Annotated in this window: 16 protein-coding genes; 2 read left to right on the top strand and 14 right to left on the bottom strand. The window is 29.4% G+C overall.

Annotated features, from left to right (window positions below; translation table 11 throughout):
* Positions 1-7 precede the first annotated feature (7 nt).
* The gene (locus tag JL193_RS07290) at positions 8-685 is read left to right on the top strand and encodes a porin family protein (protein WP_207973154.1); all 678 of its coding nucleotides are present in this window, start codon (positions 8-10) and stop codon (positions 683-685) included.
* Here the strand turns inward: JL193_RS07290 and JL193_RS07285 are convergent.
* From JL193_RS07285 to JL193_RS07250, 8 genes are all read right to left on the bottom strand, one after another.
* Positions 680-1279, bottom strand: a complete 600-nt coding sequence (locus tag JL193_RS07285) for a hypothetical protein (RefSeq protein ID WP_243456861.1) — start codon at positions 1277-1279, stop codon at positions 680-682. The two genes, JL193_RS07290 and JL193_RS07285, sit on opposite strands and share 6 nt — an antisense overlap.
* Positions 1280-2740: an RNA polymerase factor sigma-54 gene (rpoN, locus tag JL193_RS07280; RefSeq protein ID WP_207973153.1), complete on the bottom strand. Its 1461-nt coding sequence runs from the start codon at positions 2738-2740 to the stop codon at positions 1280-1282.
* Between the two features lie 18 nt (positions 2741-2758).
* Positions 2759-2908 carry a hypothetical protein gene (locus JL193_RS07275; protein ID WP_207973152.1) on the bottom strand — a complete coding sequence of 50 codons (150 nt, stop codon included), beginning with the start codon at positions 2906-2908 and terminating at the stop codon, positions 2759-2761.
* A complete protein-coding gene (locus tag JL193_RS07270; RefSeq protein ID WP_207973151.1) occupies positions 2892-3476 on the bottom strand; it encodes an ATPase in 585 nt (194 codons plus the stop codon). The genes JL193_RS07275 and JL193_RS07270 overlap by 17 nt, the downstream gene beginning before the upstream one ends.
* 24 nt (positions 3477-3500) lie before the next feature.
* Positions 3501-4931 carry an asparagine--tRNA ligase gene (asnS, locus tag JL193_RS07265; RefSeq protein ID WP_207973150.1) on the bottom strand — a complete coding sequence of 477 codons (1431 nt, stop codon included), beginning with the start codon at positions 4929-4931 and terminating at the stop codon, positions 3501-3503.
* Between the two features lie 293 nt (positions 4932-5224).
* Complete coding sequence (locus tag JL193_RS07260) at positions 5225-5896, bottom strand: hypothetical protein (protein ID WP_207973149.1); 672 nt, start codon at positions 5894-5896, stop codon at positions 5225-5227.
* A gap of 553 nt (positions 5897-6449) precedes the next feature.
* Positions 6450-7655, bottom strand: a complete 1206-nt coding sequence (locus JL193_RS07255; protein WP_207973148.1) for a hypothetical protein — start codon at positions 7653-7655, stop codon at positions 6450-6452.
* Between the two features lie 23 nt (positions 7656-7678).
* Positions 7679-8194: a hypothetical protein gene (locus tag JL193_RS07250; RefSeq protein ID WP_207973147.1), complete on the bottom strand. Its 516-nt coding sequence runs from the start codon at positions 8192-8194 to the stop codon at positions 7679-7681.
* 177 nt (positions 8195-8371) lie between these two features.
* On the opposite strand from JL193_RS07250, the gene JL193_RS07245 reads away from it, so the two are divergent.
* Positions 8372-10054 carry an SWIM zinc finger family protein gene (locus JL193_RS07245; protein ID WP_207973146.1) on the top strand — a complete coding sequence of 561 codons (1683 nt, stop codon included), beginning with the start codon at positions 8372-8374 and terminating at the stop codon, positions 10052-10054.
* Here the strand turns inward: JL193_RS07245 and JL193_RS17605 are convergent.
* From JL193_RS17605 to JL193_RS07220, 6 genes are all read right to left on the bottom strand, one after another.
* On the bottom strand, positions 10040-10348 hold the full coding sequence (locus JL193_RS17605; protein ID WP_496559626.1) for an IS1634 family transposase N-terminal domain-related protein: 309 nt from the start codon (positions 10346-10348) through the stop codon (positions 10040-10042). The two genes, JL193_RS07245 and JL193_RS17605, sit on opposite strands and share 15 nt — an antisense overlap.
* Positions 10349-10353: 5 nt before the next feature.
* The gene (locus JL193_RS07240) at positions 10354-10974 is read right to left on the bottom strand and encodes an IS630 family transposase (RefSeq protein WP_207973381.1); all 621 of its coding nucleotides are present in this window, start codon (positions 10972-10974) and stop codon (positions 10354-10356) included.
* Positions 10919-11422: a helix-turn-helix domain-containing protein gene (locus JL193_RS07235; protein WP_207970603.1), complete on the bottom strand. Its 504-nt coding sequence runs from the start codon at positions 11420-11422 to the stop codon at positions 10919-10921. The genes JL193_RS07240 and JL193_RS07235 overlap by 56 nt, the downstream gene beginning before the upstream one ends.
* A 266-nt stretch (positions 11423-11688) precedes the next feature.
* Positions 11689-13152 carry an amidohydrolase family protein gene (locus JL193_RS07230; RefSeq protein ID WP_207973145.1) on the bottom strand — a complete coding sequence of 488 codons (1464 nt, stop codon included), beginning with the start codon at positions 13150-13152 and terminating at the stop codon, positions 11689-11691.
* A 1-nt stretch (position 13153) separates the two neighbouring features.
* Positions 13154-13471, bottom strand: a complete 318-nt coding sequence (locus JL193_RS07225) for a hypothetical protein (protein WP_207973144.1) — start codon at positions 13469-13471, stop codon at positions 13154-13156.
* A complete protein-coding gene (locus JL193_RS07220) occupies positions 13471-13725 on the bottom strand; it encodes a hypothetical protein (protein ID WP_207973143.1) in 255 nt (84 codons plus the stop codon). Before JL193_RS07220 ends, JL193_RS07225 begins: the two co-directional genes overlap by 1 nt.

Here is a 13725-nt window from a genome sequence, read left to right as displayed (position 1 = left end):
ATGCGTTATGAAACATATTTCATTTACTTTTTTTTTACTTTTTTGTACAATTAATTTACAGGCGCAAAAAGATTCTTTACAACTAGGAGATAGATATGCAGAAGATCAAATTTATGCGTCTATATCTTATAGCCAACTAAACGACCAACCGACTTTAATTCCTAAAAGTAGTTTTTCTTACTCTTTATCTACAGGATTTATAAAAGATTTTATTTTAAATAAAAGCGGAAGCATTTCTTTTGCGGCAGGTATTGGGTATGGGTATGATTTTTTTAACCATGAATTAAAAGTTGAAGAAATTAATGGTAACACATCGTTTTCTAGAGATAATACAATTAACTCTAACTTCTATAAATCGCATAATATTGAGTTTCCTTTAGAGTTTCGATGGCGAACTTCTACTGCAAATAAGTATAGTTTTTGGAGAATTTACACAGGAATTAAGTTTTTATACAATGCATCTAATAGTTTTCAGTTTGAAGCTGCAAACAACAAACAATTTAAATATAATAATGTTGCTGCTTATAATAAATTACAATACGGCTTAACGATTTCTGCAGGTTATGATGAGTTTAATGTAAATGTATTTTACGGTTTATCTCCAGTTTTTAAAAATGCTTTTATAAATGGAGAAAGTGTAAATACGAAAGTATTAAAATTCGGTTTAATTTTTTATCTTTTATAAAAAGTAATACGTGGCAAAAGGCGATAAAAAACCTACAAAATAGCCTAAATAAACCTCTAAAGGAGTATGAGCTTTTAAATGCAACCTCGCATTAGCAACCATACCAGCAAGAACAATTGTAATAATTATTGTTGTTGGAAAAGGATGGCTGTATTTTGCGCCCAAAACCATAAAAAACCCCGTTGTTATTCCCATAGAAGTTAAATGAATGCTAGTTTTAAGGTTAAAGAAAAACAAGAAATAAACCAAAACTAAGGCGACACATGTTGCATAAAATAAGAACCCCAAATCATCTAAATTAGCAATTTTAAAGAGTGTGTTGCCTAATAGATAGAACAGCACAATCATTATTGCAATGGGTATTTTACGTTCTTTAATACTATTTGCATTAAAAGATTTTACTAATTTAATTTTCTTAAATAAGATTAAAATTAATAGTGGAATTAGATATGTGGTTACAAATACCAAACTTAATAGTATTAATTTTTGATTGCTACCTAAATAGTTTGGGACTAATAAAAAATAGAGAATCACACCAATTGTAGGCACTACAATAGGATGTAAAATTACAGATATGATTTTATAGAATTTCAACTAAATTTCTTTACGCAAACGAGCCACAGGTAAATCTAACTGTTCTCTGTATTTTGCAACAGTTCTTCTGGCAATAGGATATCCTTTTTCTTTTAAAATTGTGGCTAATTTCTCGTCTGTAAGTGGTTTTTTCTTATTCTCTTCCGAAATTACAGTTTCTAAAATCTTTTTAATTTCTCTTGTAGAAACATCTTCACCTTGGTCGTTCTTCATCGATTCAGAAAAGAATTCTTTAATAAGTTTGGTTCCATAAGGTGTAGATACGTATTTGCTGTTTGCTACTCTAGAAACCGTAGAAACATCCATATTAATTTTATCGGCAATATCTTTTAAAATCATGGGTTTTAGCTTTCGCTCATCACCCGTTAAAAAATATTCGTATTGGTAATGCATAATGGTGTTCATGGTTACCAATAGTGTTTGCTGGCGCTGTTTTATAGCGTCTATAAACCACTTTGCCGCGTCTAACTTTTGTTTGATAAAGAAAACTGCATCTTTTTGTGATTTTGTTTTCACATTCGATTCTTGGTATCCTTTTAACATGTTGTTGTATTCTCTAGAAACATGCAACTCTGGAGCGTTTCTAGAGTTTAATGTTAAGTCTAATTCTCCATCGACAATTTTAATAGAAAAATCGGGTACAATTTGTTCTGCAATTTTATTGTTTCCAGCATAAGAACTACCAGGTTTTGGGTTTAATTTAGAAATTTCTAAGTTAATTTCTTTCAATTCTTCTTCAGAAATATTGAACTTTTCTTGCAGTTTTTTATAATGTTTTTTTACAAAATGATCGAAGGCAGTTTCTAAAATTTCGATGGCCAAATTTCTATTTTTATTTGGCTCTTTTGCTTTTAATTGAATGATTAAACACTCTTTTAAATCACGAGCACCCACTCCAATAGGGTCTAAAGTATGCACTGCTTTTTTTAGAACAGAAATTACTTTTTCTTCGGTTGTAAAAATATTTGCTGTAAATGCTAAATCATCTACAAGATCTATAATTTCTCTTCGAATGTAGCCACTATCGTCTATACTACCCACCAAAAATTCGGCAATAGCTTTTTCTTCTTCGTCTAAACGAAAGGTATTTAATTGATTTTTTAAAGATTGATGAAAACTGGTTCCTGCAGCATAGGGTACGTTTTTTTCTTCGTCATCTGCAGAATAATTATTTGCCTGAGTTTTATAGTTCGGAACTTCATCGTCGCTTAAATATTCATCAATATTTATATCTTCTGCTTCAATTTTTTCGTTTCCAGTGTCATCATCAAACTCATTCGATAAATCGTCGTCTATAGAGTCTAATTCGTCTTTTCCTGTATCTAAGGCAGGGTTTTCTTCAATCTCTTGTTTTAAACGTTCTTCAAAAGCTTGTGTTGGCAATTGAATTAACTTCATCAACTGAATTTGTTGAGGAGATAATTTTTGTAAGAGTTTATAATTTAAACTTTGTTTTAGCATAGATTTTATAACCTTTTATTAGGGGTTAATTTTTACAATTTTATTACCCTTCATAATTACAAGTTTAGATTTTTTTTCTTTTTTTTCTATAATTAGTTTTTCATAAACCTTTTCTAGACCTTTAATGATTTTTTCTCTAAAATCTAATTGTTTATCTTTTGTTGTCATAATTTTTTAATTTTTTAAACTTTTCTTTATCTACAATTATAAAATCGTTTTCAGAAATTTTATGAGCAATTAATTGATGACTACCAAAAGAGTTGTCAAAAATTAATGCAGAATCCATAATTGGTAGGTAAATATTAAAAAGATTTTTAATTCCATTTATATATCTTCTTTTAATAACATCACTTGGAATGTGATGCCCACCTTCTGAAACTCTTACTTTTACTCTTTCTACTGCTAATTTAGTGTTATTTAGCCAAAAAAAGAGGAGTATTACACTATACCCTTTTTTTTTAGCATATATAACCTTGTTTTTATAGGTTTTAGACGATAATGTGGTTTCAAATGCAAAGGTTTTTTCTTCTAAGAGTAATTCATTAACTCTATTTATCATTATTCTACCAGCTTCAAAAGCAACTTTTTCTGGTTGAAAAGGGGAAAGCCCTCTAGCAATCTCATCTGCATTTACAAACTCTTTACAATTTATAATTTCTGGCAAAATTGTAAAAGAAGCAGTTGTTTTACCTGCACCATTACAACCAGCTATAATGTAAAGATTTTTTTCTTTCATCAAAATAAAGATACGAAAATCTAATTAGAATTCAGCATTTTGTGGCGTTCTTGGAAATGGAATTACGTCTCTAATGTTGCCCATTCCTGTGGTAAATTGTACCAAACGTTCGAAACCTAAACCAAAACCAGAATGTACTGCTGTACCAAATTTACGCAAATCTAAATACCACCAAAGTTCTTTTTCGTCGATATTCATGGCTTTCATTTTTTCAATTAAAACATCGTAACGTTCTTCACGTTGTGCGCCACCTACCATTTCTCCAATTCCTGGGAAGAGTACATCCATGGCTCTTACGGTTTTTCCGTCTTCATTTAAACGCATGTAAAATGCTTTGATGTTTGCAGGATAGTCAAACAAAATAACGGGACATTTAAAGTGTTTTTCGACTAAAAAACGTTCGTGTTCAGATTGTAAATCTGCGCCCCATTTATCAATTGGAAATTGAAATTTTTTCTTTTTATTGGGTTTAGAATTTCGTAAAATATCGATTGCTTCTGTATAAGAAACTCTCTTAAAGTGATTGTCTGTTACAAATGTAAGTTTTTCTAACAAACTCATTTCGCTTCTTTGTGCTTGTGGTAGTTTGCTTTCTTCTTGTGTTAAACGTTGGTCTAAAAAGGCTAAATCGTCTTTGCAGTTTTCTAAAACATACGCTAGAACCGATTTTATAAAGTCTTCTGCCAAATCCATATTGCCATCTAAATCCATAAAGGCAACTTCTGGTTCTATCATCCAAAATTCTGCTAAATGACGTGTTGTATTTGAATTTTCTGCTCTAAAAGTTGGGCCAAAGGTATATACTTTACCCAATGCCATTGCATAGGTTTCGGCTTCTAATTGACCAGAAACTGTTAAATTGGTTTCTTTTCCGAAGAAATCTTTAGAGTAATCTATTTTTCCGTCTTCGGTAACTGGTGCTTTATTATCTTCAAAGGAAGTTACACGAAACATTTCTCCTGCACCTTCTGCGTCTGAACCTGTAATAATAGGTGTGTTTACGTAGTTAAAGCCATTATCTTGAAAATATTTATGGACTGCAAAAGACAGTTTAGAGCGCACTCGCATTACTGCACTGAATGTATTTGTTCGAACGCGCAAGTGTGCATTTTCTCTTAAAAACTCGAAACTATGTTTTTTAGGTTGAATTGGGTATTCGTCTGGATTAGAGTCTCCTAAGATTTCAATTTCTGAAACTTGCACCTCTATAGATTGTCCTTTTCCTTGGCTTTCGGCTAAGATTCCTTTTACAGCAATCGCAGCTCCTGTAGTAATTCTTTTTAATGTTTTTTCAGGTGTGTTTTCAAAATCGATAACACATTGTATATTGTTAATGGTAGAACCATCGTTTAAAGCAATAAATCGGTTGCTTCTAAAAGTTCTTACCCAACCTTTTAAAGCTATTTCTTGTAATACTGTGCCTGATTTTAAGATTTCTGCTACGTTACTTTTCATTGTTATTTAATAAATATATTGTATTTGAAAATAAGTCTATTCAAGGGGTAAAGATACTTTTTTTTGTAGTAAAATATAAGTTAAAAAATATTAGTGTCTGATAAAAAAATATATAAAAGAGAGACTTCTTACTTTTTTATATCTTAATTACTTATGTTACGTAGCGGTTTTATTAAAATTGAGATTGGATGTTGATAGCTTCTCTAAGTGTTTCTATATCGTTAGGTATTTTTTCTAACGGTAAAAGTTGACTTAGCCTTGGGTATATTGTTGTTACTGGCATAATGCTTTTTTTATTCTTTTTCTTTTTTTGTTTCCTTTTCTTCTTCTGGATAGTAAGTAATTTCTCTACTGTATTTTTTTATGGGTTTTGTACCGTCATTAACATAGAGCAAGCACTCTAACCAATTATCATATCTATCGTGACCTGAGTACTCCATACGGTAGGTTACATCTACATCTTTTAGTTTATCTCGTTTGTATTTTACCAATTTTACCAACTCTTCTTTCTCGTTGTAAAAAAACTCGGAAGCAAAAGCGCCTTTGTAGCTACTAAAAAACTTTAGGCCTCTTATGCGTATGGTTTTAGTAAGTTTCCCTTTGGTATTATAGAAATAGTTTTCTTTAAATATTATATTTCTTTCTGTTGGGTCTTCAGCGTCATAGTTAGCAATTTCTATAAGTAGATTTTGCTCATTATAGGTATAGGTTTCATAAGGTACACCACCATAACTTTCTTTTTCATATTGTTTATTTAACCCATGATCTACATAGCCACTCATAATCCACGTAAAATCGTAGTCTTTAGCTATTAGTTGGTTTTTTTTATTGTATTTGTAACTAGCAACGTAGGTTACTGTAGTATCTACAATTTTATCTAAATCTAAATCTGTAAGGTTTAATTTTTTTTCTTTAGTAATTTTATTATTTTTTAATTCATACCCAAACCCATAATATGACTTCATAAAAGAGCTATCTTTTTTAACACGATAATCATAATTATCATAATAATTACTATTTATATATACTCTATAGGGGTTAAAGACTCTTTTTAATGGTTTATACGTTTGTTTTATCTTAAGTTTTTCTTCTAGGTCTTTAAAATATATATATATATATCGATTCTTGAACTGTATATACCAAGTCCTTTTATAGTATCTACACGTTTATATATTACGGTATCATTATTATCAATTTCTGTTTTATCTCCATTCCTTAAAGGATGGTCCTTCAGTATAAGACCATATTTATTAAACTTGTTAAAACCTGATGTAAAACCTATATATTTTTTACTATTGAAACCAGAAAACTCTCCAATAATACTTAAGCTATCTTTAGATTTTGGTCTCTTAATCAATTCTTTATAATACCCCCTAATTATTTTTACTGGCCCATTGGTGTAATATTTATTTCTTACATCGGTATATAGGCTAGGGTATAGTTTTTCTTTAGATATAGAACTACAATAACTAAAAGTTAGTAGTATTACTAGTAAAATATAAAAGTATTTACACATATTTATTGGTTACTTTTTTCTTTTTTTGTTTCCTTTTCTTCTTCTGGATAGTAAGTAATTTCTCTACTGTATTTTTTTATGGGCTTTGTACCATCATTAACATAGAGTAGGCACTCCAACCAATTATCGTATTTATCGTGACCTGAGTACTCCATACGGTAGGTTACATCTACATCTTTTAGTTTATCTCGTTTGTATTTTACCAATTTTACTAACTCTTCTTTTTCATTGTAAAAAAACTCAGTAGCAAAAGCACCTTGATAGCGATCTAAAATCTTGAATCCCCTTATACGTATAGTTTTAGTATGTTGCCCCTTGCTGTTATAAAAATAGTTTTCTTTAAAGATTATATTTCTTTTTTCAGGGTCTTTATATTCATAATTAACAACTTCTATTAGTTGGTTTTGGTCATTATACTTATAGAGATCATAAGGTGTTTCTCCATATTCTCTTCTTTGATAATCGTAACTTAAATCGTGATCTACAAAACCTGTAAAAACCTGCTTAAAATCATAGTCTTTAGCAATGAGTTGTTTTTTTTTATTGTATTTGTAACTAGTAACATAGGTTACGTTAGTATCTAAATTATTCTTAAAATCATAGTCATGAATGTGTAATTTTTTTTCTTTAGTAATTCTGTTGTTTTTAAATTCATACCCAAACCCATAACGAGACTCTAAAAAAGAACTATCTTTTTTAACACGGTAATCATAATTGTAATAATAATCACTATCAGCGTAAACTCTATAAGGGTTAAAGACTCTTTTAAGCGGTTTATACGTTTGTTTTATTTTACGTTTTTCTTCTAGATCTTTAAAATATATATATATATTAACATCTAAATAATACGTACCAAATTGTTCTGTGACCCTTTTTTTTCTACGTCTAATAGTATCTGTAATGTCTAACTCTGTTTTAGCTGCATCTACAAAAGTGTGCCTTTTTATAAGAAAACCTTCCTTATTGAATCTATTAAATCCTGGGTAGTTAAAACCAATTGTTTTACCACTTTTAATACTAGAATTTCTTGTAATTCTTAAACTATCTTTAGATTTAGGTCTTTTAATTAACAACTCTAAAGAACTTCTAATCGTTTCTACTGGGCCATTCAAATAATATTTATTTCTTACATCGGTATATAAGCTAGAGTATAGCTTTTCTTTTGGTATAGAACTGCAAGAATTAAAAGCAAGTAGTATTATTAACAAAATAAAAAACTGTTTGTACATACTTAACGGGTTATTTTTATTAAACTTTGTCTTAAATCTTCGGGCTTGGTATCCTCTTTATCTATATTTACCAATTTTTTTATTTCTGAAACCACATATTGCATGGTCGTATCTATACCAGTAAACTCTATAAAATCGTTATCTTCGGTAAAGGTTGATTTATCTATCAAAGCACCTTCTATACCTAAGGCACCTCTTACTTTACCACCAAAAAGTGCAGCACCAAGGCTAACGCTAACATCTACACCCAGTTTTCCTTCAAAGCCAAACGCAAATTCCTTAATACCAGCTAAAACCACAAATCTTTTAAAAAAATTATCTAAATCCATTTGTCTCCATTTATCTAAACGATTTGTAATTCCGTATTCGATATTTCCAGACAATGAATATTCATCGGCAGGAGTCTCACGAAGTTCTGTAAGTATTTTTTGATTTCTTTCAATTTCTTTATCAAAATCAAAAGAATCAAGTTGCTGTTCTATTATTTTTTTGATAAGTGTTAGTTTATTTGAATTCATAGGTGTTTTTAAGCTATTTTATTAAGTGATGATGTATTTTCTGAGGGATTAAAGATAGTGAAATACTGAAAAAAATAATGATAATTTCATAATGTTTTATTCTGAATGATTAAAAAAAATTACCTTTGAGTTTTAACATTTAAAGATTAGAAAATTATATTATAATAGGGTTAAAAGATGAAAATACCATTAAACGAATTTGAGCAATTAATTAATGAAAAAATTCTACATAGAGGATTGTCCTATTTTAAAAGTAATGCAATAACTGATTTTTCAGAAATTTCAATAGGAGAATATGAAGCTATTGTCTCTGGTACAGATGAATATATAGTTCGGCTAGCAATTAAAAACAATACTATTATAGAGCACCATTGTAATTGCCCTTATGATAGCGGGCCTGTATGTAAGCACATAGTAGCAGTAATTTTCCATTTACAACAAGATGAATTGGAATTAAATCAACTTAATATTTCAAAGCCAAAAAAGAAAAAAACAAAGTCAATTACACAGCAAGTAAAAGAATTGTTAAAAATCATTTCGCACGAAGAGTTAATAGATTTTGTACAAAGTAATAGCAAAAAAGACAGGAAATTCAGAAACTATTTTTTAGCGTCATTTGGTCATTTAAGTCAACATCAATCAAAAGAATTTTATCAAAAACAAATTCATTCCATATTACAAACAGCAGCAGGACGAGATGGTTGGATTGGTTGGTCAGATATGAAATATGTGGTTAGTACTACCGAACCCTTTTTAGAGAATGCAGAAAAGTATTTAGCAAAGAATAACTTGGAAAATGTCTTCTTCATTAGTACGGCTTTACTAGAAGAAATGACAGAAGCATTTCAATATGGAGATGACAGCAATGGTGATTTAGGCTATTTTGCAAACTCAGCAATGGATTTACTTTCTAAATTAGTTAAAGAAAAGCTTTCTAGTAAACTTAAACAAGAGATATTTGAATACTGCATTTCTTCTTTTAATAAAAAGCTGTTTGAGGGTTGGGACTGGCATATAGAAATACTAAAAATTGCTTGTGATTTAATTGAAAAAGAAAATGAAGCAGATATTATATTGAGTTGTTTGGATACAGTAGATGGAGAATATGAGCGTGAACATGCCCAGTTATTTAAATTAGATTTATTAAGACGTTTTAAAAATCAAAATGAAGTTAAAAAATATATTAACCAGAACATTTCAAATCCATCAATAAGAGAATCAGAAATAGAAAAAGCCTTTAACAACAAAAATTTTGAAAAAGTAATAACCTTATCTCAAGACGGAATTAAATACGATGAAAAAGATAGACCTGGATTAGCAAAAGATTGGTACAATTGGTTATTAAAAGTTGCTCAAACCCAAAATAACACTTCCAAAATTATTGAATATGCAAGGCTTTTATTTATTACCAACTTCCATCCAAAACAAGATTATTATCAAATCTTAAAAGATACTATTAAGGATGAAAATTGGCATCTGTTTTTAGAAGAAATCATAAAGGAAATTACTGTTAAAAATAGATGGACTTATACTGAATTAATTCGGAAAATTTACATAAAAGAGCAATGGTGGGATAGGCTATTACTAATGTTAAAACAAAATCTTTCTATGGATAATATTGAGCAAAACGAACCATATTTGTCAAAAGATTACTCTTCAGAGTTGGTTGAATTATATAGTGAAAGAATTACAAACTATGTTGAAAAATATGTTGGAAGAAATCATTACCAAAAAGCCTGTAGATACCTACGTAGGATGAAAAAACTTGGAGGAAATGACAAAGTAAACGAATTAATAGAACTATTTAGAAAACTATATCCTCAACGTAGAGCATTAATGGACGAACTAAATCAGGTATAAATAGTAATCTTTAGTGCTATACATAAGAGTCAATTTATTTGTCCAAAGTTTATTCACTACAAGAGCATAACCATAATTATACCTACCCAATTCATGAAGATGACCACTATCTAAAATATCAATATCCTTACCTATAAGCTCTAGTAATTTCCTAGCGATACGCTCTAGCTGATTCACATCATAATCTTCTAGCTTGCCTAGTGAGTAGAGTGTTTTGTGTTTGGACTTACCATCCTGCTTATAGGATTGGATGATGCGTAGGTAGGTGCCTGAGAATTTTTTCTCTGATCTGATACCATTTAAACATTAAAAACGTTATAAAAAGATTTTAGATAAAATTCATATCCGGTTATAGACTTAATGGTCTTATTATCCATTTGATAAACTAGGTGCTCTATTTTGGATTCTAGTATATCTAAAGTGTCATAAATTTTCATTGCAATTTTACTTTTAAGGTATTGCCAAACTTTTTCAGCTGGATTTAGTTCAGGGCAATATGCAGGGATAGGTAATAAAATAATATTATCAGGCAATTTTACATCTTTAGTAGAGTGGAAAGCTGCATTGTCAATAATTACAATTTTTAGTTCCAAAGGATTACAGGCACTTAAGTCTGTTAAATACTCAATAAAAAAGTCTTTACACACAGTATCTGTTAGCATGCAGAAACTCTCACCGGTAATGGGTGAAAAACTTCCCCATAGCCATTTACTCTGATAACTATGTTTGTACTTTGCTATAGGTTTAACGCCTTTAGCTGTAATGACTCTTTTTTGTTTGGTGATTAATCCAAAACGAGATTCATCTTGAAAAAATAAATTGACCGATTCAAAGTTATTTTTATTTAGTTTTGTTCTAAATAATTTAAAAGTGTTTTCTAGGTTTTTTAAAAACCATTTCGGCTTTCGGGTCTTTTTTATAGTGTGACTTTCTTGATACTTTTAGCTTAGACTTATGTTTTCGCCTACAATGTGCATAAAGTGCACCATAATTTATCATCTCTGATAAATCTTCGGCTATACGAGCTTGTAACTCTATATAGGAAGTTATGGTGGTATCGCTATTAGATAATGTCTTGGAGATATAGGCTTTTGCTCTATCTGAAATATGAACGGTATTATTACCTCCGCTATGTATTTCTAATAAATTTGAAAGGCCTCCTGTTTCATAGTCTTTAATCCAATTGCCTATGGTGGTTGGACGTCTGCCAAGCTTCTTTGCGATCGCATTACGATAGATGTATTTCCCGGACTTTATGTAGTATAACATTTTTAAACGATCTCTTCGTAATTCTGTAGTGGTAGACTCATATAGTTTTCGCAATTCAACAGATTCTTCTTTAATGGATAAGGTAATTTTCTTTGGCATATTGAAAGATAATAAATTTTACCTCGAAAGATAATAAATATTATCTTGAATTCAAAGTTTAAATGGTATGAGGAATGCCATGCAACAAATTTAGGTCGTTAAAGTGGAAGAAAAAAATAGTTTCGCACTACGCCTATTTTTTTAAATTAAGACAACAAATCCAGTAAAATCAAGGATTCTGTTTTTAAAAATGCCTTTTTTAGCCCTCAAACTGTCAAACTCAAGAATAAGTCGATTTTATGTCAATTTATTTTAGGACTAGACATTTAATAATCTTTAAAATTGGTAGTCAAGAATTGTTTCGGATTTTTATTGGCAATTTTAAAAAATAACTCTTCTCCTATATAAGATCTTAAATTTTGATGTAATGATTTTTCAGTCTTTTTTTGGGTAACAACGTAATAATCGGTGCCATATAATATTTTATCAGAAACTTTTGGGTCGTTTAAAATAAACTTCAGCATTGGAAATAGTTTTTCATTAAAAAGTATGAAGCTAACGTCTGCATAAACGTTTTCATACTTTATCATTAAATCATATATTATAGACAACCAACTTGCATTCCACCAAATTGTTCGCTTACTTTTATGGTTTAAAGTATTTTTAATTTTAAGATAATCTACTTCGCTTGCGTGGCTAATGTTTTTATTATAATTATTCCAACCATCAGTTTCATATTTTTTCCATTCTTTACTACCTCCAAAATGGGCTAAGCAAATTTTTAATTTACTTAAATCGCATTCATAACCTAAATAGTTTGATAAAAGTTCTTTATCTAATAAACAATGATAATTCATTGGATGTGTAAAATTAGTGGTCCATTGATAGTTACCACTTTGTGGTAAAGGAATTGGTTCTGGGTTATCTGTGCCTTTTTTATTATAGGTTAATATTGGATGATAGTTCCACTCTGGTTTCTTTTTTCCTCTGTAAAAAACAGTTCCTTCAATGCAATGAGTCATAATAGGAATGTTATTTTCTTGTGCAAATAAATAACTGTTTACAAGTTCTTTGTCAAACGGATAATAACCTAATGCAGGGTACAGCTTAATTCCATTAAAATTACCTTTTTGAAGTTCAGATTTTAAAAAAGTAGCATAATTTTTTTTCCCTTCTAACGATTTTGTTTCTTTAACTCTTCTTGGGTCTAAAAAAATAAAAGGCAATAAATCTATATTATTTTTTTTTACGATTTTTAACTCCTCTAATTGGTCTAAATATTTAATCTCGGGTTTGCCAGCTTCCATATAATCCATATCCATAGAAAGTACTACTATTTTAGTATTTCTTTCATATGTTTTTTCTAATAAGTCATAAATTCTCGCTTGAGATTTATAGTTAAGAGAATAGCGTCCCAATGTCAAAAACCTTTTCGTGATATCTCTTAGTTCTTTGCTAAAGAAATAATCGACCTTTAAAAATGACGTTATAATTTTAAATACCCATTTTAAAATAAAACTAACACCTAAAATTAACCAATAGAGAATAAAAGTCCATTTACAAAATTGCAATATCCCATATTTTATTTTTTTTAAAGAATGCCTGAATTTTTTATATTTATAATTACCTCTACTAGTAAAATTATTATAATACCATTTGACTAATTTGATAGTAAGAATTTTGGATAGAAAACGAGGTACAAAAGTACGACCAAACTCATTTGGTACATGATCTATCGTAAAGATATGGGCATGACAATTGAAAATAGTTGTATCTTTTTCCTCTTTCATACTAATTGTTTAATAATTTTTGCTTTGGAAATGCGGAAGCTAACGAACGGATAAGTAGAGGAGAGGTTATTCCTACATGAACGGCTAAAAGTCTGTCATTTACTCCGAAATCTACTTTACCATTAAAATATATATATCCAACAACACTGGCTAAAAATACATATATACCTATAGAAACATAAAACGAGAGGTCTTTTAAATTTATTTTCTTTGCGTTTTCTTGCTGTATTCTCTCAAGCAACGTAAGTAGAGGATATGCTAAACCGCCAAGAGCAGAGAGTATAACCCCTTCAGAAAATATTTTAGTTAAAAGTTCCATTATTCTATTTTATTTTTAAATGTATCTAAAAGTTTATTAAAAAACGGAGTTTGTTTTTTGTATAGTTCTCTAGTTGTTATTTCTCCATCACCATTTAAAATTATATTATTAGATTTTAGTACAATAGATTCTATTTCATCCACTGAACTTTTTAATTTTTCTGCTACTTCTTGTTTATTTATCCAATATTTATTTTCTACTGCACATTGTTCGATACAATTAACAACGTCTTTATCTTTAATTTTATTAATCAT

The organism is Polaribacter batillariae (assembly GCF_017498485.1).
GTDB lineage: Bacteria > Bacteroidota > Bacteroidia > Flavobacteriales > Flavobacteriaceae > Polaribacter > Polaribacter batillariae.
This window is presented reverse-complemented; position numbering and strand designations above follow the sequence as displayed.

Coding starts and splice junctions, on each gene's coding strand:
- JL193_RS07290 (WP_207973154.1), top strand. CDS start 8: ATGAAACATATTTCATTTACTTTTTTTTTACTTTTTTGTACAATTAAT.
- JL193_RS07225 (WP_207973144.1), bottom strand. CDS start 13,471: ATGGAACTTTTAACTAAAATATTTTCTGAAGGGGTTATACTCTCTGCT.
- JL193_RS07245 (WP_207973146.1), top strand. CDS start 8,372: ATGAAAATACCATTAAACGAATTTGAGCAATTAATTAATGAAAAAATT.
- JL193_RS07235 (WP_207970603.1), bottom strand. CDS start 11,422: ATGCCAAAGAAAATTACCTTATCCATTAAAGAAGAATCTGTTGAATTG.
- JL193_RS07220 (WP_207973143.1), bottom strand. CDS start 13,725: ATGATTAATAAAATTAAAGATAAAGACGTTGTTAATTGTATCGAACAA.
- JL193_RS07260 (WP_207973149.1), bottom strand. CDS start 5,896: ATGAAGTCATATTATGGGTTTGGGTATGAATTAAAAAATAATAAAATT.
- JL193_RS07275 (WP_207973152.1), bottom strand. CDS start 2,908: ATGACAACAAAAGATAAACAATTAGATTTTAGAGAAAAAATCATTAAA.
- asnS (WP_207973150.1), bottom strand. CDS start 4,931: ATGAAAAGTAACGTAGCAGAAATCTTAAAATCAGGCACAGTATTACAA.
- JL193_RS07270 (WP_207973151.1), bottom strand. CDS start 3,476: ATGAAAGAAAAAAATCTTTACATTATAGCTGGTTGTAATGGTGCAGGT.
- rpoN (WP_207973153.1), bottom strand. CDS start 2,740: ATGCTAAAACAAAGTTTAAATTATAAACTCTTACAAAAATTATCTCCT.
- JL193_RS07230 (WP_207973145.1), bottom strand. CDS start 13,152: ATGAAAGAGGAAAAAGATACAACTATTTTCAATTGTCATGCCCATATC.
- JL193_RS07250 (WP_207973147.1), bottom strand. CDS start 8,194: ATGAATTCAAATAAACTAACACTTATCAAAAAAATAATAGAACAGCAA.